Source organism: Afipia sp. Root123D2, from assembly GCF_001425835.1.
In the GTDB taxonomy this organism is placed as follows: Bacteria; Pseudomonadota; Alphaproteobacteria; order Rhizobiales; family Xanthobacteraceae; genus Afipia.
In genome coordinates, this window is record NZ_LMDP01000003.1 from 536,294 (window position 1) to 554,801 (window position 18,508).

Sequence of the window (18,508 nt, forward strand, 5' to 3'; positions counted from 1 at the left end):
CGGTGCAGCCGTGACCCTCACGTATACTACCCTCGCCGATCCTGCCGCCAGAGGCCCTTGCACCGATGGTGCGAACATGTTGGGTGTCGCTTAAGATTTGGGGTGTATTTCACTGGTTAACACGCGACGTCGAGGCCCTGACCGATGCCCAGCCTTTTCCGCTTTTTGACTGTTGTCGCGGTGATCGGCGGACTGATCTATGGCGGGCTGTTCGCGCTGGCGAATCTCGTCAACCCCAAGCCGCGCGAGATGACCATTGTCATCCCGCCGGACAAGTTCCAGAAAAAGTAACCGGTGCCGGAGCGCATGAGGCCGAACAAATCCTCCGACGCACAGCTGATCAACCTGTTCCTGGACATGCTGGCCGCAGAGCAGGGCGCCGGCGACAACACGCTGGCGGCATATCGCCGCGATCTCGAGGACCTGTCGCAGTTTCTCGGCAAATCCGGAAAGAGCTTCACAGCAGCCGAAACCCAGGACTTGCGGGACTTTCTCGCCGACCTCGACGGACGCGGCTTCAAATCGTCGAGCGTCGCGCGTCGATTGTCGTCGATGCGCCACCTGTTCCGCTTCATGCTCAATGAGCGTGTGCGCTTCGACGACCCCGCCGCCATTCTGGCGGGGCCGAAGCGCGGCCGCGGCCTGCCCAAGGTGCTGTCGATGGCCGATGTCGACAAACTACTCACCAAGGCGCGGGCCCTCGCGGACGCGCCGGATCAGCCGGCGTTGCAGCGCTTTCGCGCGGCGCGGCTGTCGTGCCTGCTCGAAATTCTCTACGCCACCGGCTTGCGCGTATCGGAACTGGTGACGCTGCCGCTGTCGGCGGCGCGCCGCGATGCGCGCATGATCGTGGTGCGCGGCAAGGGCAACAAGGAGCGGCTGGTTCCGCTCAACGAGACCTCGCGGCAGGCGATGGCGGATTATCTCGCCGCGATGGACACGCATCGTCAGGAGCAGAAAAAATCGGCGGCGCCGTCGAAGTGGCTGTTTCCGTCGTTCGGCGAGAGCGGCCATCTCACCCGTCAGCATTTCGCACGCGATCTGAAGGAACTTGCCGCGACCGCCGGCCTGTCGCCGCGCCTGATCAGCCCGCACGTGCTGCGCCATGCCTTCGCCAGCCACCTGCTGCACAACGGCGCGGATTTGCGCATCGTGCAGACGTTGCTCGGGCATACCGACATCTCGACAACGCAGATTTACACGCATGTCGTCGCGGAGCGCTTGAAGAGTCTTGTGCGAGACCTTCATCCGCTTGCTGAAAACTAACAAATGGCAACGATTTCAGGGGCTTCATTGATTTACCCGCCGCGCTTGACTTGGCTCACCCCGGAGTCCAGTTTCGCGCGCCGCCAGCAATCCCCTTAATTGCTCCTATATATGCCTTCCATGCCGGACCCGATGCGCAGCTATCTTGATTTTGAAAAACCCGTCGCCGAACTTGATTCGAAGGTCGACGAACTGCGCGTGTTAGCCGCATCCGGCAGCGACATCAGCGAAGAAGTCAAACGGATAGAGGACAAGGCCAAAGAGGCGCTCGCCGAGCTCTACGCCAACCTGACGCCGTGGCAGAAGACCCAGGTCGCGCGACATCCGCAGCGGCCGCATTGCGTCAACTACATCGCCGGTCTGATCACCGAATTCACGCCGCTCGCCGGCGATCGCAAATTCGGCGACGACGAGGCGATGGTCGGCGGCTTCGGCCGGTTTCGCGGCGAAAGCGTCTGCGTGATCGGCCAGGAGAAAGGCGCGACCACAGAGAGCCGTCTCAAGCACAATTTCGGCATGGCGCGGCCCGAGGGCTACCGCAAGGCGGTGCGCCTGATGGAGATGGCCGACCGCTTCGGCATTCCGGTGCTGTCGCTGGTCGACACCGCCGGCGCCTATCCGGGCATCGGCGCCGAGGAGCGCGGCCAGGCCGAAGCCATCGCGCGCTCGACCGATGCCTGCCTCAACCTCGGCGTGCCCAATGTCGCGGTCATTCTCGGCGAAGGCGGTTCGGGCGGCGCCATCGCGATCGCCACCGCCAGCCGCGTGCTGATGCTGGAGCATGCGGTCTACAGCGTGATTTCGCCGGAAGGGGCAGCCTCGATCCTGTGGCGCGATGCCGCTAAAGCCCAGGAAGCCGCCACCAATCTCAAGATCACCGCCCAGGATCTGGCCCGGTTCGGCGTGATCGACACCGTCCTCAAGGAACCGCCGGGTGGCGCACACCGCGATCCCGACGCCATGATCACCCGCACCGGCGACGCCATCGCCCAGGCCTTCAACGACCTGCGCAGCCTGGACGCCGCGGCGATCCGCCAGCAGCGGCGCCAGAAGTTCCTTAATATCGGACGACGCCTCGGATAAGCCGCAGTCGCACGCGACGTTGCCTGCGCGACGAGAGTTCCACCCTTCAGAAATTGTGGCTTTTTCTGGACGTGAGCGGGCGTTGCACCTGGAACCATCGGCACGAGGACCATTTAGGCCGCATTCACCATCCCTGATGCAAGCCACCGCACCGCCACGCGGTTTGGTTGCGAGTGATGCTGCTTAAGGATAATAATTGTTCAACCACACTTAGAAATGTCCGCGGTATTTTTGGGGTTGCTTGGCGTGTGGGGGAGCCTGTTTTGATTGAGCGAGTGTCTGTGCGTGGGCTTCTGATTTCGGCTGCTCTGACGGCCAGCCTTGTGCTGTCCGGATGCAACGGCGACAGCCTTTCTCCCAGCGCGAAAGCCAGCAAGCCGATCCCCGAAAAGCTCCTCAAGGAGATCGAAGCCAAGAACATGGACAAGGGTTCGCCCATGCTTGTCCGTCTGTTCAAGCAGGAGGCTGAACTCGAGGTCTGGAAGCAGGACCGCAGCGGCCGCTTCGCGCTTCTGAAAACCTATCCGATCTGCCGCTGGTCCGGCGATCTCGGCCCTAAGATTCGCGAAGGCGACCGCCAGGCGCCCGAAGGCTTCTATTCGATCACGCCGGGACAGATGAATCCGGCATCCTCCTACTATCTGTCGTTCAACATGGGTTACCCCAACGCCTACGACAAAGCGTGGGGACGCACCGGCTCGCAGCTCATGGTGCATGGCGATTGTTCGTCGCGCGGCTGCTACGCGATGACGGACGAACAGATTTCGGAAATCTATTCGCTCGGCCGCGAATCCTTCTTCGGCGGCCAGACCGCGTTCCAGGTGCAGGCCTATCCGTTCCGGATGACCGCGCAGAACATGGCCAAATACCGAAGCAATCCGAACATGCCGTTCTGGCGCATGCTCAAGGAAGGCAATGACCATTTCGAGGTCTCGAAACTCGAGCCCAAGATCGACGTCTGCGAGAAGCGCTATGTCTTCGATGCCGAGCAGCCCGCCAATGCGTCGCGGCCGCTAACGTTCAACGCAGCCGGCAAGTGCCCAGTGTATGAGGTCAATCCGGAAATCGCGCAGGCGGTTGCCGAGAAGGAACAACGCGACAACGCGAAGGTCGCCGAACTGATCTCGCACGGCGTGTCGGCGCCGAAATCGCGGGCCGGCATCGACGGCGGGATGCATCCGGTGTTCGCCAACAAGCTGCCCGATGCGCAGTCGATCGCGATTGCCGACGTCAATGACTACGCAGTGTCGGCCAACGGCGCGGCGCCAGGTACGATACCCTCGCACGTCAATCCTCCGCGCCTGCCCGAGGGTCAGGTCTCGGCATTTACGTTCGCATCGACCCCTGCCGCCGGTTCGGCCGATACGCCGCCGCCTCCGCCCGCAGCGAAGACCGAAACCGCCGACACCGGCAGCAGCGCATCCGGCGGGTTCTTCAGCCGCCTCGCCCAGAAGGTGGGCCTGCGCAAGGACGCGGAACCGAAGACCGAACCGGCCAAACCCACGACGACCGCTCGTGTGATCGGCCACAAACGCAAGGCCGAGCCGAAGTCTTCATCGGCTGCCAAATCGACCAGTGTGGCCCGTGCTGCCGAGCCGAAAGCCCCCGCCGCTCGCGTGATCTCGTTGGAGAAGCAGCAGGCGGAAGCCAGATCGACATTCCCCGATCCGGTGATCTCCCGTCCGACGCCGCCGCAAACGATCAGTGGTGCGCGGTCGACGGTGCAGGCGAATTCATTCGACCAGCGCTGGTCGTCCTTCCGGTAAGACAGCGCTCAGGCTAATAGCCCGTGCACTGCCCCGGCACCCTCTTGACATCAACACGGTGACTTCGCGTTACTGATCTCTCGTGGCCTGACGAGAGACCATGCTTTTTCAGTCGCAGATTTTTATTCTGGTGTTTTTGCCGGCCACGCTCGCGCTTTACTATCTGTGCGCGGACAGGCTGGTTATCCGGCAAGGGGTTCTGGTCGGCGCGTCGCTGGTTTTCTACGGCTGGTGGGATGCGCGGTTTATCCCTCTGCTGGTGGGCCAGATCACGCTGACATGGCTGCTCGCCAAGGCTCACGAGCGCACCGGCAAGCGCTGGCTCCTGATCGGGGGCGTCGTTCTCAACCTGCTCTCGATCGGCACGTTCAAATATCTCGACTTCCTGATCGGCTCGGCCGAAACGATGACAGGCATTACGCTGCCTCGCGCGCACATCGTGCTGCCGATCGGCATCAGCTTCTTTTCGTTCCAGCTGATTTCCTATCTGGTCGACCGGATGCGCAACGATGCGCCGATCTATCCGTATCGTCCGTTCGCACTGTTCGTGTTGCTGTTCCCGCACCTGATCGCCGGGCCGATCGTGAGGCACAACGAACTGGTCCCGCAGTTTGCGGAAAATCCCTTGCGCGACGGCTTGTGGCATCGCATCGGCGCGGGGCTGATCGTTTTCACCGTCGGGCTGGTGAAAAAACTCCTGCTGGCCGATCCGCTCGCGAAAGTCGCCGATCCGTTGTTCGCCAAGGCCACCTCGCACGCCATCAGCTTCGGCGAAGCCGGGACAGCCGCACTGGCATTTTCCTTTCAGCTCTTTCTCGATTTCTCGGCCTACACCGAAATGGCGATCGGGACCGCGCTACTCTTCGGCCTGATCCTGCCGGAAAATTTCAACAGACCCTATCTCGCCGCCAATCTGAGGGATTTCTGGCAACGCTGGCACATCTCGCTGTCGCGTTTCATCCGCGACTATCTCTACATTCCGCTCGGCGGCAGCCGTCACGGCACTCCGCGCTATGTCGTCGCGACGCTTGCCAGCATGGGTATCTGCGGCCTGTGGCACGGCGCGGGATGGACTTATGTGGTGTGGGGTCTCTGGCACGGTGTCGGCCTGATCGTCTGCCGCGGCTGGCAGCAACTGGGCCGGCCGCTGCCCGCCGTGGCGGGATGGGTCATCACCATGGTGTTCGTCATTGTCGGGTGGGTGATTTTCCGCGCGGCGACATTCGGCGAAGCGCACGGCATGCTCATCGCGCTGACGGGCGGCAACGGCTTCCATGGCGCGCTTGCAAAACCGCAGTTGCTTGCATCCGCGGCAGCAGCGTCCGTCCTGATTCCGTCCGCTCACACGATCATTCACAACCTGAAACCGGATCCCGTCATGGCTACGGTGTGCGCAGTGCTGGCTCTATTCGGGTGTCTCGAGGCCGGGACCGGTGCGGCGGTGAATTTCATTTATTTCCAGTTCTGAACATGAACATCGACCTTCTCAAGCGTGCACGTTCGATCCTTAGCGGAGACAACCGCCAGGTCTCATGGGCGCGCTTTTCGCTGACGTTCCTGACCGTTTTTGGCGGCGGCGCCATCGCGCTTTACGCTTTCGTGCTCTTGATGGATCCGTATCACGACGTTCCGTTCTCGCTCCCCATCGAGCGGCCGCTGATGAGCGTCAATCAGCGCTACATGTATCCTCAGGTCGCCCGCAGCAAACGCTTCGACTCATTTATCGTCGGCACATCGACATCGCGGTTGATCGATCCGCAGATTTTAAGTGCGGGACTCGCCTCACGCTTTGTGAATCTCGCGATGGATTCAGCAACGGCGTGGGAGCAAACGCAAATTGCGCAATACTTCATACGCAAATCCGGCCCGCCCAAGGTCATGATCGTCGGGGTCGATGCCGTGTGGTGCGACAAGCGCGCGGACGAGGATCGCATCACCTTTCGTGGTTTCCCCGACTTTCTCTATGACGACAACCGGTGGAACGATCTGCAGTATCTGATGAACTCTCGCGCCATCGAAATTGCCGGCCGCCTTGCTGGCTATCACCTCGGCCTCCTGCGCGAGCGAAGCCGCTACGACGGCTATCAGGTTTTCGTGCCGCCGGAGGCGAGCTACGATCTGGCGAGAGCGCAAACCCATATCTGGGGCGGACCGCCGCGCACCCTGCCTGATCCAGCGACAACCAAACCGTACACGTTGTCCGAAAAGCAGCGCGCTGCCGCCAGGTTTCCCGCCCTGATGTGGCTCGAAGAGCTGTTCGCCGCCGCGCCGTCCGCCACCAAAGTGGTTGCCTTCATGCCGGTCCATGCCGCCGGACAGCCCCTTGCCGGCAGCATGACTGCCGCCGTCGAAGCCATGTGCAAGGATGCGATCGTCGGGATCGCGCGGCGTCACGATGCCACCGTCATCGACTGGCGGATTCCATCCGTGCTGACCACAAACGACAGCAACTACTGGGATCCTCTTCACTACCGCGTGCCGGTGGCGCAGCGGATTTCGCAGGAACTCGCCGAGGCCGTCATCGATGGCCGTCCTTCGACGGACGGCACCTACAAAATTCTCCAGCGCCAACAAAAAACCGCCGGTCATTGACCGGCGGTTTCGATGTTCCGATGCTGATGAGGTCAGGCGTAGCGGCCGTGACAGTGCTTGAACTTCTTGCCTGAGCCGCACGGGCAATCCTCGTTGCGGCCGACCTTGCCCCAGGTCGCGGGGTTGGAGGGATCGCGATCCGCGGCCGACACCGGAACCAGCGACGCGCCGGCGAAGGCCATCTCGTCCTCGCCGGTGTTCGGGTTCAGCTTGTGCGCTTCCATCTGCGGCAATTCAGGCTGCTCGTCCTCCGGCGGCACGATTTCGACGCGAACAAGCTGGGCGGTGACTGCCTCGCGCAGATGCGCGATCAGTCCCTCGAACAGGGCGAAAGCCTCGGACTTGTATTCCTGCAACGGATCGCGCTGGCCGTAGCCGCGCAGGCCGATCACCTGCCGCAAATGATCGAGCATGATCAGATGTTCGCGCCACAGGTGGTCGAGGGTCTGGAGCAGGATCGACTTCTCGACGTAGCGCATGACGTCGGGGCCCCACTGCGCCGACTTCGCCGCCATGTGCTCATCGACACGCTGCTCGATACGGGCGAGCAATTCCTCGTCGGCAATGCCCTCTTCCTTGGCCCATTCATCGACCGGCAGGTCGAGATCGAGCACGCGCTTGAGTTCTTCCTTCAGGCCGGCCGTGTCCCATTGCTCGGCGTAGACATGTTCCGGGATGTGCTTGGTGACCAGATCGTCGACCAGCGCGTGACGCATGTCGGCGACAGTTTCGGCGACGTTCTGATCCCGCATCAGGTCGATACGCTGATCGAAGATCACCTTGCGCTGGTCGTTCTGCACGTCGTCAAACTTGAGCAAATTCTTGCGGATGTCGAAGTTGCGTGCCTCGACCTTCTGCTGCGCCTTCTCCAGCGCCTTGTTGATCCACGGATGGATGATCGCCTCGCCTTCCTTGAGGCCGAGGCGCTGCAGCATGGTGTCGAGCCGGTCGGACCCGAAAATGCGCATCAGGTCGTCTTCCAGCGACAGGAAGAACTTGGTGCGGCCGGGATCGCCCTGACGGCCGGCGCGGCCGCGCAGCTGGTTGTCGATGCGGCGGGATTCATGGCGCTCGGAACCCATGATGTAGAGACCGCCGGGCTTGGTGACGGTCTTCGCAGGTTTGCTGCCCTTCGCGGGCTCGATCTCGATGGTCTCCTCGGCCTTCAGCACCGCTTCGCGGAAGCGCACGATATCGGCCTTGATCCCGTCGGTGATGCGCTGCTTCTCGGCCTCGTCCTCGATGCCGGCGGTGGCCGCGGCCGCGCGCATTTCGAGCGAGCCGCCGAGTTTGATGTCGGTGCCGCGACCGGCCATGTTGGTCGCGATCGTGATCGCGCCCGGCACGCCGGCCTCGGCGACGATGTAGGCTTCCTGCTCGTGGAAGCGCGCGTTCAGCACCGCGAACAGCTTCGACGGTTTGCCGGAGCGCGCCGCGTCATACAGCTTTTCCATCGACTTCGGATTGGCGAAATCGATCTGCTTGTAACCGTGCTTCTTCAGATACTCGGCCAGCAGTTCCGATTTCTCGATCGACGCGGTGCCGACCAGAACCGGCTGCATCCTGCCATTGGCGCGTTCGATCTCGCCGAGGATCGCGGCGTATTTTTCCTCGGCCGTGCGATAGACCTCGTCGTCCTCGTCGAGACGCGCCACCGGCACGTTGGTCGGCACCTCGATGACTTCGAGCTTGTAGATGTCGAACAATTCGTCCGCTTCGGTCGCCGCCGTACCGGTCATGCCGGCGAGCTTGTCGTACATGCGGAAATAGTTCTGGAAGGTGATCGAGGCCAGCGTCTGGTTTTCCGGCTGCACCGTCTGGTGCTCCTTGGCCTCCAGCGCCTGATGCAGGCCTTCCGAATAGCGCCGGCCCGGCATCATGCGGCCGGAGAATTCATCGATGATGATGACCTCGTCGTCGCGCACGATGTAGTCCTTGTCGCGCGTAAACAGCGAATGGGCACGCAGCGCCTGATTGATGTGATGCACGACGGAGACGTTCTCGACGTCGTAGAGCGAGTCGCCCTTGAGCTGGCCGGCGTCGCGCAGCAGCGTTTCGATCTTCTCCATGCCGGCTTCGGTGAGCGTTACCGTGCGCTGCTTCTCGTCGACCTCGAAGTCCGTGACCTTCTCGAGGTTCGGCATGAAGGTGTCGATGGTGTTGTAGAACTCCGAACGGTCGTCGAGCGGACCGGAGATGATCAACGGCGTCCGCGCTTCGTCGATCAGGATCGAGTCGACTTCGTCGACGATGGCGAAGGAGTGACCGCGCTGGACCATGTCCTCGAGGCGGTACTTCATGTTGTCGCGCAGATAATCGAAACCGTATTCGTTATTGGTGCCGTAAGTGATGTCGCAGCCGTACGCCGCCTGGCGCTCGGCATCGTCGAGACCGTGAACAATGACGCCCGTGGTCATACCGAGGAAGGAATAGATCTCGCCCATCCAGCCGGCGTCGCGCCGGGCGAGGTAGTCGTTGACGGTGACGACATGCACGCCCTTGCCGGCGAGCGCATTGAGATACACCGCGAGGGTCGCGACCAGCGTCTTGCCTTCGCCGGTTTTCATCTCGGCGATGTCGCCTTCGTGCAGCACCATGCCGCCGATCAGCTGCACATCGAAATGGCGCTGGCCGAGCGTGCGCTTGGCGGCCTCGCGCACGGTCGCGAAAGCCGGGACGAGAAGATCGTCGAGAGTCTTGCCGTCAGCGATCTGCTGGCGGAATTCGGCGGTACGCGCCTTCAGCGCCTCATCCGACAGCGCGGCGATTTCCGGCTCGAGGGCGTTGATGGCATTGACGCGCGATTGATAACCTTTGACCCGTCGGTCGTTGGCGGAACCGAAAAGCTTGCGGGCGAGCGCGCCGATCATCGGAAATTCCTGTCTTGCAGTTGGTCTTGCAGTTGGGCCTTGCAGCCGCGGAATCGACCCATCCGGAAAAACCCCATCCGCAGCAAAAATCCTCGCGGAGACAGTCCCTTGGATGGGTGAAGGAAACGAGGCCCGAGGTTCAAGGCAAGGGCGCGGCAACAAGCGCGTCCCGGCCACCAAAGCCCGGCTGCGGAGACAGATATGGGCGGCTCCAGGCCTTGTCAACGCGCTAACCTGACAGCGATTTCATGATTTTGACTGGTTTTCGCGTTGCCATCGGCAGGCGATTGGGCGAGTGTCCCGCGACCTCGCACCAGCGATTTCACAGAAAAGGATTATCCATGATCGCCTCTCCGACCCGCACGACCGCTGCCGTGCGTTTTAGCCTGTTCTCGACCGTCGCGACCGGGTGCCTCGCGATCGTCCTGATGGCGGCCCAGCCCGTTTTCGCGCAGGACGCGAATCCGGTTGTCGCCAAGGTTAACGGCGCTGAGATCCGGCAGAGCGACGTGACCATGGCCGAGACCGAACTCGCCCCCAGCCTCCAGCAAATGGATCCGGCGACGCGGCACGAAAACATCATCGCCTTTCTGATCGACATGAAAATCGTCTCGAAGGCGGCCGAAGACAAGAAAATCGGCGACAAGCCGGAGTTCAAGCAGAAGCTGGCGTTCACTCGCAACCGGCTGCTGATGGACGATCTCCTCGAACAGCAGGGCAAGGCCGGCGTCACCGACGAGGCGATGAAGAAGGTCTATGACGACGCCGCCAAGCAGATTTCCGGCCAGGAAGAAGTCCACGCCCGTCACATTCTCGTGCCGACCGAGGAAGAAGCCAAGAAAATCGAAGAGCAGTTGAAGAAGGGCGCCGATTTCGCCGAACTGGCCAAGAAGGAGTCGAAGGACCCCGGCGCCTCCGATGGCGGCGATCTCGGCTTCTTCACCAAGGACCAGATGGTGCCGGAATTCTCCGCTGCCGCGTTCGCTCTGGAACCGGGCAAGATCTCGGCGCCGGTGAAGTCGCAGTTCGGCTGGCACGTTATCAAGGTTGAGGAAAAGCGCCCGCGCAAGCCGCCGGAGTTCGTGCAGGTCAAGCCGCAGATCGAGAGCTTTGTCACCCGCAAGGCACAGGCCGATTATGTCGCCAAGCTGCGGGCCGAGGCCAAGATCGAGCGCCTCGACAAGAAGGACGAGCCGGCCAAGACCGATGCGAAGCCGGACGCCAAGCCGGATACCAAGGCCGCTCCGGCTCCCGCGAAGAAGTAAATCGACTTCGCCAGCAGAACTGATTAGTTTGACGTCATGCCCGGCCTTGTGCCGGGCATCCACGTCTTAAGGCCTTCATCTCTCCGAAAGTAAAAGGCGTGGATGGCCGGGACGAGCCCGGCCATGACGACTTTTGATTGACCGAGACAAGGCGCTATTCATGTCCACTGCCGTTTCCCCCCTCGCCCCGACCAACGTCCCCGACCTGCCGCCGATCGACGGCGTGCGGCTGGCAACGGCTGCCGCCGGCATCCGCTACAAGGGCCGCACCGACGTGCTGCTGGCGCTGTTCGACAAGGGCACCACGGTCGCGGGCGTCTTCACTAAATCGAAATGCCCGAGCGCCGCGGTGGACTGGTGCCGCGACAAGCTCAAGGGTGGTGAAGCGCGCGCGCTGGTGGTGAATTCCGGCAACGCCAACGCCTTCACCGGCAAGACCGGCAAGCAGGCGACGACGCTGACAGCGACGATCGCCGCCAAGGCCGCTGCCACCACGCCAAACAAGATTTTTCTCGCCTCGACCGGCGTGATCGGCGAACCGCTCGACGCCACCAAATTCAACGGTGTGCTCGATGATCTCGCCGATGCGGCCACGCCCGGCCACTGGGACGCCGCCGCACGCGCCATCATGACCACCGACACCTTTCCGAAGGTCGCGACCGCCACGGTGAAACTCGGCAAGACCAAGGTGACGATCAACGGCATGGCCAAGGGCGCCGGAATGATCGCGCCGGACATGGCGACGATGCTCGCTTTCATTTTCACCGACGCGCCGCTGTCTGCCGCTGCATTACAGGGGTTGCTCAAGAGCGGCGTCGAGGACACGTTCAACGCGGTGACCATCGACGGCGACACCTCGACCTCGGATACGCTGCTGGCCTTCGCGACCGGCACTGCGGCCGCAAAGGGCGCGCCGAAAATCAGCCGCTCTGGCGATCCCCGGCTGAAGGCCTTCAAGAAGGCCTTCGACGCCGTGCTCGCCGATCTCGCCGAACAGGTCGCGCGTGATGGCGAAGGCGCACGCAAGCTGGTCGAGATCATCGTCGACGGCGCAACCTCGAAAGCCTCGGCGCGCAGAATCGCGATGTCGATCGCCAACTCGCCGCTGGTGAAGACCGCGATCGCGGGCGAGGACGCCAATTGGGGCCGCGTCGTCATGGCGGTCGGCAAGGCGGGCGAACCCGCGAACCGCGACAAACTTGCGATCTCCTTCAACGGCGTCCGCGTCGCCCACAAGGGCGCGCGCGATCCGTCCTACGACGAGGCGGAAGTCTCGGCGCTGATGAAGCAGCCCAAGATCCAGATCAAGGTCGGCCTCGGCCTTGGCAAGGGCCGCGACCGCGTGCTGACCTGCGACCTCACCAAGGAATACGTCGCGATCAACGGCGACTACCGCTCGTGATGAAACTCACCCTCGTCGTCGCCTGCGCGCTGATCGATGCGGACAACCGCGTCCTGATCGCGCAGCGCCCCCAGGGCAAGACGCTCGCGGGCCTGTGGGAATTTCCCGGCGGCAAGCTGGAGCCCGGTGAGCGCCCGGAACCGGCGCTGATCCGCGAACTGCAAGAAGAACTCGGCATCATCACGCAGGAAGCGTGCCTTGCACCGCTGACGTTCGCCAGCCACGCCTATGACGACTTCCATCTGCTGATGCCGCTCTACATCTGCCGCCGCTGGCAGGGCGATGTCGCTGCGCGCGAAGGCCAGAAGCTCGCCTGGGTCCGCGCCAACAAGCTGCGCGATTATCCGATGCCACCGGCGGACATTCCGCTGATCGCGCACCTGACGGATTTGCTGCTGTAGGCTTTCTGGAAACGAAAGCAGTCATCACACTTGAGTTGTCATGGCCGGGCCTGACCCGGGCATGACAAAAGAAACGTCGGCGCTATTCCGCCCTTCGCCCCTTCACCGCTTCTTCCAAACTCATCTTCGCAGAGCCAGGCTTGAGCGGCTTCTGTTGGCTCTCATGCGGCGCCCAGCCCGACATCCAGACGATATCGAAGGTGGCGCGGATGCGACCATCGGCATCCGCGAAGCGCTCGCTGTAGATCGCCGCCATGCGCAGCAACGTCGCACGCCGCAGCGGCACGCGGCGGCGCTCGACCAGCACGTTGGTCGCACCCATCCGCCGCAAATCCTGCATCAGCGCGAACGCGTTGTCGTAACGCACCACGATCCGGTCGACATCGGTCACCGGCAACGCGAACCCGGCGCGCTGCAACAGCGCTCCGGCGTCACGCAAATCGGCGAACGGCGCGACGCGCGGAGAAATTCCACCCTCGACCTCGGTTTCGGCAGCCGCGAACGCCTGCCGCAATTCTGTCAACGTATCGCCACCGGTCATTGCGGCCAGAAAAAGCCCGTCCGGTTTCAGGGCGCGGCGAATTTGCGCCAGCACGCCGGGCAGGTCATTGACAGTGTGCAGAGCCAGCGCCGACACGACAAGATCGACCGAGCTGGCCGCCAGCGGCAGCGCGTCATCGTCGCCGTCCGGTAACGCGATGTTCTTCAGCTCGGTTTGCCCGGCCAGCGCACGGCGCACCTGATCGCCGGGCGTCCCGAGATCGGCACCGTGAGAGAATTGCCGCGTCACGGCTTGCAGGCGCTCTGCAAGGTCGGCTGAAACGCGCTCGAGCAGGAACGGCTCGGCGCCGGCGCGACGCGCGCGATCCTGCCGCGCGCGTAACAGAGCGCGGTCGAACAGGCGCGGCGTGGTGTCGTTCGAAGGGGTAGCCATAGCCGTTGTTACGCCGACCTCCGCCGCTCTGGCAATCCGCCATGCAGCCGCTTGAGCGGCAAGATCGTCAGCGCTAGCCTTAACGGATGGACACCGGGGCCGGGGCGTCATCGCGTTCATCGGGGAGCAGGCTTGCATGGAAAGGCAGGCTTGGTGCCGCTTGGGCGGCTTGCCACTCCGGTTTGACGGCCACAGTGCGGACTGCACTCGACATCGCTTTGCCGACGCTGCGCGTCTCGTGCCGTGAGCCGGTGTCCGGTGAAGGCGTCTGCGCGGCATGCTGGTCGCAACTGTCATTCATCGCCCCACCCTATTGTGCGCGGCTCGGCATCCCCTTCGTTTACGATCCCGGACCCGGACTGCTGTCGATGGAAGCCATCGCCAGTCCACCGGCCTACCAGCGGGCCCGCGCCGCAGTGCGTTATGACGACGTCGCCCGTGCACTGGTCCATGCACTGAAATATCAGGACCGCACCGATCTCGCTCCGACCATGGGGCGCTGGATGGCGCGGGCCGGTCACGAGCTGTTGACCGGTGCCGACGCCCTGATTCCGGTTCCGTTGCACTGGAAACGAAGCTGGAGCCGCCGTTACAACCAGTCCGGAGCGCTGGCCCGTGCCATTGCACTCAACTCCGGCGTTCCGGTGTGGACCGATGCGTTGCGGCGCATCCGCCAGACCCAACAACAGATCGGATTGTCCCGGTCCGAGCGCGCGCGCAACGTGCAGGGCGCATTCAAGGTCGCCACGGAAAAAAAGGCAACCGTCAAGGGCCGCCGACTCGTCCTGATCGACGATGTCCTGACCTCCGGTGCGACATCCGATACCTGCGCCCGCGCACTGCTGCGGGCCGGAGCTGCATCGGTGGATGTGCTGGTCTTTGCGCGGGTTGTGGACCCCTTCAAAACTCCCATATAATCGGCAACGAAACGATTTTTCCGGGATTCACATGACCGCCGTCATCGAAATCTACACGCGGCCCGGCTGCGGCTATTGCAGCGCGGCCAAGTCGCTCCTTGCACGCAAGAACGCGGCCTTCACCGAGTTCGACGTCAGCACCGATCCATCGCTGCGCGGCAAGATGATCGAGCGCGCCAACGGCGGCGCTACCTTCCCGCAGATTTTCATCGACGGCGCGCATGTCGGCGGCTGCGACGACCTCTATGCGCTCGACCGCGCCGGCAAACTCGACGCCCTGCTCGCAGGTGAAAAGGAAACCACATGAGCGAGATCAACAGCGGCGCACCGTTCACCGCAGCGATGATCCAGATGCGCAGCACCCTGCTGCCGCAGGATTCGCTTGCGCAGGCGACGCAACTGATCCGCGAAGCCAGGGACAAGGGTGCCGACTACATCCAGACGCCCGAAGTCAGCAACATGATGCAGGTGAACCGCAAGGGCCTGTTCGAACTGCTGGCGTCGGAGGACGACGACGCATCGCTCAAGGCCTATCGTGACCTTGCGAGCGAACTGAAGGTTCATCTGCACGTTGGATCGCTTGCGCTGCGGGCAACGCCTGAGCGCGCCGCCAACCGTTCGTTCCTGATCGGACCGGCAGGCGAGATCGTGGCTCGCTACGACAAGATCCACATGTTCGACATCGATCTCGGCAACGGCGAGAGCTACCACGAATCCGCGAACTATCAGCCCGGCGACACCGCCGAGATCGCCGACCTGCCGTGGGGCCGCCTCGGCCTGACCATCTGTTACGACGTGCGCTTCCCCGCGCTTTATCGCGCGCTGGCGGAGGCCGGTGCATCATTTCTCTCCGTACCGTCCGCCTTTACGCGCAAGACCGGCGAAGCACACTGGCACACGCTGCTGCGCGCCCGCGCCATCGAGAACGGCTGCTACGTCTTCGCCGCGGCGCAGGGCGGCACGCACGAAAACAAGCGCGAGACTTACGGCCATTCGCTGATCGTCGATCCGTGGGGCACCGTGATTGCCGACTCGGGCAACGATGAACCCGGCGTCGTGCTGGCCAGGATCGATCCGGCACAGGTGGCGAAAGTCCGCAAGAACATTCCGTCGTTGCAGCATGGCCGGCGCTTCAGCGTCAGCGACCCGAAGGCGGGGCCGGACCACCTGCATCTGGTGCGGGGATCGGCATGATCCGCTACGCGCTACGTTGTGACCGCGGCCATGCGTTCGAAAGCTGGTTTCAAAGTTCCGCCGTCTACGAAAGCCAGCGCAAGCGCAAGCTCGTCACCTGCCCGGTGTGCGATTCCGCCAAGGTCGAAAAGGCCATCATGGCTCCGCAAATCACCCGCAAAGGCCGCGGCAAGACCGTTGAGCCTGATGCGGCGCCAGCAACGCAGACGCCCGAGCCCGCCCAACTGGTGATGGCGCCGCAGGAGCGCGAGCTTCTCTCCAAGCTGCGGGAGTTGCGCGACCACGTGACCAAGAACGCCGACAATGTCGGCCAGAAATTTCCCGAAGAAGCACGCAAGATGCACTACGGCGACATCGAGCATCGCGCGATCTATGGCGAAGCGTCTCCCGACGAGGCGCGCTCGCTGATCGAGGAAGGCGTCGAGGTGTTGCCGCTTCCGATTTTGCCGGAAGATCGCAACTAGCCCGCCACCAGCAGTCCGACGCCAATCAGGATCAAGGCAATGCCGCCGATTTCGCGCAGCGACAGCGGCTGCTTCATCGCATAGTACGCCACCGCCTGGGCGAACAGCACCTCGACCAGCGCAAGCGTGCGCACATTGGCGGCCGCGGTCAGCGCGAAGGCCAGAAACCAGAACAGCGACGCGAACGAGCCCATGAAGCCGGCGAACATCGACGGCTTCCACAAACCGAAGATCGCTTTCAGCACGTCGGGCGCGCGCACCAGCAGATAGACCGTCAGGATCAGGGTCTGCACGAACAGCCCAAACACCAGCGTGTAGGACGCCGCCGTAACAAACGATACGCCGGGCACCACCAGAATCGCGCCGCGAAACCCGACCGCCGACAGCGCAAAGAATGCCGCGGCGACAAGGCCGAGCATGGTCGGCTTCAGGCTGCCGAATCCCTTGGTGCCGCCGGGCCGTACCGCGGTGACGACAACGCCGACCGTCGCGATCAGGATCGCGATCACCTTCATCGCCGTCAGCCGGTCGCCGAGAAAGACGAAACCGAAGACCGCGGTCTGGATCGCTTCGGTCTTGAGATAAGCCGTCGTCACCACGAACGAGCGGTCGTTCATCGCCGCCAGCATCAGCCCGGTGGCGACGATCTGCGACAGCGCACCGAGCAGCAGCCATGGCCAAAACGCAACGCCCGGCCACGGCACGCGATCGCCGATGACCGCGATCACGATGGCGAAAAACACCAGCGAAAACGGAAACCCGAACAGGAAGCGGATGTTGGTCGCGCCCCATGTGCCGAGCGGGCCGGTCAGCTGACGCTGCATCGCATTGCGCGCAACCTGCCCGAGCGCAGCCACGATGGTGAAGGGAATCCAGAGCCAGACGACGTAGGTCATGGGAAACTTGCAGCGAGGGGAAACAACGGCCTCACTGCACAAGCCACGGCGATTGCCCCCGCGTCAACGGGCAAGCCTTCATGTCAGGCCTGCGCGGTCCTAAATCGATTCCGCCACGACCATGTAGTTCACATCCATGTCGGACGACAGGCTCCAGCGGTCGCCGAGCGGGCTGTAGACCACGCCGGCCTGATCCGAGATCGCCAGGCTGTTGCGCGCCAGATGGTGCGTCAGTTCATCGGGCGTGACGAACTTGTCCCATTGGTGGGTGCCGCGCGGCAGCCAGCGCAGCACATATTCGGCGCCGACGATGGCCAGCGCGAAGCTCTTCCAGGTCCGGTTCAGCGTCGACACCACCATCAGGCCCGACGGCTTTTTCAAAGCCGCGCACTGATCGAGAAACGCGCCGACATTGGTGACATGCTCGACCACTTCCATCGCCAGCACGATGTCAAACCGTTCGCGCGGGTTCATCTCCTCGATCGTGGTGCAGCGATAGTCGATGGTGAGCTGCGATTTCTCCGCATGCATCCGCGCCACGGCGATATTGGTTTCCGACGGATCGACGCCGACGACCTCGGCGCCAAGCCGGGTCAGCGGCTCGCAGAGCAGGCCGGCGCCGCAGCCGATGTCGAGAATGCGCAACCCGTAGAGGCAGTTCAGGCTTTTGGGATTGCGGTCGAACTTCCGGCAGGCGACATCGCGAATGTAAGTCAGCCGCAGCGGGTTGATCTTGTGCAGGGGCGCCATTTTGCCCTTGGGATCCCACCACTGTTCGGACAGCTGGGAAAACCGCGCAACTTCGGCGGGATCGACCGTGGACGGCACTGTGTTGGTCTCGGTGTTCATCTTTTTCTTGTTCGTTTCAATGAGGCGTTGTCAGTGCGCCGTGATGTGGTTCCGGAATTCGAGCGGCGAGCCGATCATTCTGATGCGTTCCTCGCCCTCACCAACGCCGCGGATCGTAACATCGCCCCATCCGAAAATGCGACCGGCGATGCTTTGGTCCACATCGACACTTTCCACTTTATCCAGATTCATTTCAAAGGTTCGTCGCTTGATAAATCCTTCCTTGTGAACAACTCGCATGGTGGTCACGTCGGTTTCGACGGTCCAGCGCCAGAACCACGCCCGCAGGACCAGAATAGCGCCGATCGCAGCGAGCACGGCACTCCCGCCCAGCAGCAGCAAGGTCAGGCCATCGCCCTGGAAAGAGCGCGACGCGACGAACGCCGCAACGGCCAGAGCCAAACACACCACGCCGGGAACATAGATAATCCCGTGAATCGTGGTCGAGTAGCGGACCCGCTCGCCGGGCTGAAGAACTTCGTCGATATAACGCCCCAAAACCTCAATCCTCCCCGATCCGGGCGTGGAACTGAATTGCTTGCCCGCAACCGTCTGGCTATGTATAGCCGCCTTTTCGGGGAGGGGGCTGCCGTTTTGCACGGAACCGCC

18 protein-coding genes are annotated in these 18,508 nt (G+C 62.9%); 13 read left to right on the top strand and 5 right to left on the bottom strand.

Features of this window, described 5'->3' with window-relative positions; genetic code table 11:
• Nucleotides 1–144: 144 nt before the first annotated feature.
• The 6 genes from ASC80_RS17740 (at nucleotide 145) to ASC80_RS17765 (ending at nucleotide 6,707) form a co-directional block, all read left to right on the top strand.
• Nucleotides 145–291 carry a hypothetical protein gene (locus tag ASC80_RS17740; protein ID WP_056299979.1) on the top strand — a complete coding sequence of 49 codons (147 nt, stop codon included), beginning with the start codon at nucleotides 145–147 and terminating at the stop codon, nucleotides 289–291.
• 15 nt (nucleotides 292–306) lie between these two features.
• Nucleotides 307–1,266: a site-specific tyrosine recombinase XerD gene (gene xerD / locus ASC80_RS17745; RefSeq protein ID WP_056299982.1), complete on the top strand. Its 960-nt coding sequence runs from the start codon at nucleotides 307–309 to the stop codon at nucleotides 1,264–1,266.
• A gap of 120 nt (nucleotides 1,267–1,386) precedes the next feature.
• A complete protein-coding gene (locus ASC80_RS17750; RefSeq protein WP_056299984.1) occupies nucleotides 1,387–2,349 on the top strand; it encodes an acetyl-CoA carboxylase carboxyltransferase subunit alpha in 963 nt (320 codons plus the stop codon).
• A gap of 263 nt (nucleotides 2,350–2,612) precedes the next feature.
• A complete protein-coding gene (locus ASC80_RS17755; protein WP_056299987.1) occupies nucleotides 2,613–4,115 on the top strand; it encodes a L,D-transpeptidase family protein in 1,503 nt (500 codons plus the stop codon).
• A gap of 100 nt (nucleotides 4,116–4,215) precedes the next feature.
• Nucleotides 4,216–5,583, top strand: a complete 1,368-nt coding sequence (locus ASC80_RS17760) for an MBOAT family O-acyltransferase (protein WP_056299988.1) — start codon at nucleotides 4,216–4,218, stop codon at nucleotides 5,581–5,583.
• A gap of 2 nt (nucleotides 5,584–5,585) precedes the next feature.
• Nucleotides 5,586–6,707, top strand: a complete 1,122-nt coding sequence (locus ASC80_RS17765) for a hypothetical protein (RefSeq protein ID WP_056299991.1) — start codon at nucleotides 5,586–5,588, stop codon at nucleotides 6,705–6,707.
• A 32-nt stretch (nucleotides 6,708–6,739) separates the two neighbouring features.
• Here ASC80_RS17765 and secA read toward each other — a convergent pair whose 3' ends face one another.
• Nucleotides 6,740–9,577 carry a preprotein translocase subunit SecA gene (gene secA, locus ASC80_RS17770; protein ID WP_056299993.1) on the bottom strand — a complete coding sequence of 946 codons (2,838 nt, stop codon included), beginning with the start codon at nucleotides 9,575–9,577 and terminating at the stop codon, nucleotides 6,740–6,742.
• 341 nt (nucleotides 9,578–9,918) lie between these two features.
• Between secA and ASC80_RS17775 the strand changes: the two genes are divergently transcribed.
• The 3 genes from ASC80_RS17775 to mutT all read left to right on the top strand — a co-directional run bounded on the left by ASC80_RS17775 (nucleotide 9,919) and on the right by mutT (nucleotide 12,645).
• On the top strand, nucleotides 9,919–10,842 hold the full coding sequence (locus ASC80_RS17775) for a peptidylprolyl isomerase (RefSeq protein ID WP_056299996.1): 924 nt from the start codon (nucleotides 9,919–9,921) through the stop codon (nucleotides 10,840–10,842).
• Between the two features lie 160 nt (nucleotides 10,843–11,002).
• Nucleotides 11,003–12,244, top strand: coding sequence for a bifunctional glutamate N-acetyltransferase/amino-acid acetyltransferase ArgJ (argJ, locus tag ASC80_RS17780; RefSeq protein WP_056300001.1), 1,242 nt, complete (start codon nucleotides 11,003–11,005; stop codon nucleotides 12,242–12,244).
• Entirely contained in the window at nucleotides 12,244–12,645 is a 402-nt protein-coding gene (gene mutT / locus ASC80_RS17785) for an 8-oxo-dGTP diphosphatase MutT (RefSeq protein WP_056300004.1), read from the top strand. The genes argJ and mutT overlap by 1 nt, the downstream gene beginning before the upstream one ends.
• A gap of 82 nt (nucleotides 12,646–12,727) precedes the next feature.
• On the opposite strand, the gene ASC80_RS17790 is transcribed toward mutT, so the two are convergent.
• The gene (locus ASC80_RS17790) at nucleotides 12,728–13,579 is read right to left on the bottom strand and encodes a methyltransferase domain-containing protein (RefSeq protein WP_056300007.1); all 852 of its coding nucleotides are present in this window, start codon (nucleotides 13,577–13,579) and stop codon (nucleotides 12,728–12,730) included.
• 86 nt (nucleotides 13,580–13,665) lie between these two features.
• On the opposite strand from ASC80_RS17790, the gene ASC80_RS17795 reads away from it, so the two are divergent.
• From ASC80_RS17795 to ASC80_RS17810, 4 genes are read left to right on the top strand one after another with little or no spacing between them, the layout of a single operon-like run.
• Nucleotides 13,666–14,496, top strand: coding sequence for a ComF family protein (locus ASC80_RS17795; RefSeq protein WP_056300008.1), 831 nt, complete (start codon nucleotides 13,666–13,668; stop codon nucleotides 14,494–14,496).
• A 31-nt stretch (nucleotides 14,497–14,527) separates the two neighbouring features.
• The gene (gene grxC, locus ASC80_RS17800) at nucleotides 14,528–14,803 is read left to right on the top strand and encodes a glutaredoxin 3 (protein ID WP_056300010.1); all 276 of its coding nucleotides are present in this window, start codon (nucleotides 14,528–14,530) and stop codon (nucleotides 14,801–14,803) included.
• Nucleotides 14,800–15,690, top strand: coding sequence for a carbon-nitrogen hydrolase family protein (locus tag ASC80_RS17805; protein WP_056300013.1), 891 nt, complete (start codon nucleotides 14,800–14,802; stop codon nucleotides 15,688–15,690). Before grxC ends, ASC80_RS17805 begins: the two co-directional genes overlap by 4 nt.
• The gene (locus ASC80_RS17810; protein WP_056300016.1) at nucleotides 15,687–16,154 is read left to right on the top strand and encodes a DUF1178 family protein; all 468 of its coding nucleotides are present in this window, start codon (nucleotides 15,687–15,689) and stop codon (nucleotides 16,152–16,154) included. The genes ASC80_RS17805 and ASC80_RS17810 overlap by 4 nt, the downstream gene beginning before the upstream one ends.
• On the opposite strand, the gene ASC80_RS17815 is transcribed toward ASC80_RS17810, so the two are convergent.
• The 3 genes from ASC80_RS17815 to ASC80_RS17825 form a co-directional block, all read right to left on the bottom strand.
• Nucleotides 16,151–17,050, bottom strand: coding sequence for an EamA family transporter (locus ASC80_RS17815; RefSeq protein ID WP_056300019.1), 900 nt, complete (start codon nucleotides 17,048–17,050; stop codon nucleotides 16,151–16,153). The genes ASC80_RS17810 and ASC80_RS17815 overlap by 4 nt on opposite strands.
• A 99-nt stretch (nucleotides 17,051–17,149) precedes the next feature.
• Nucleotides 17,150–17,899, bottom strand: a complete 750-nt coding sequence (gene ubiG, locus ASC80_RS17820) for a bifunctional 2-polyprenyl-6-hydroxyphenol methylase/3-demethylubiquinol 3-O-methyltransferase UbiG (protein ID WP_056300022.1) — start codon at nucleotides 17,897–17,899, stop codon at nucleotides 17,150–17,152.
• Between the two features lie 30 nt (nucleotides 17,900–17,929).
• On the bottom strand, nucleotides 17,930–18,397 hold the full coding sequence (locus tag ASC80_RS17825; protein WP_056300025.1) for a PH domain-containing protein: 468 nt from the start codon (nucleotides 18,395–18,397) through the stop codon (nucleotides 17,930–17,932).
• Nucleotides 18,398–18,508 lie beyond the last annotated feature (111 nt).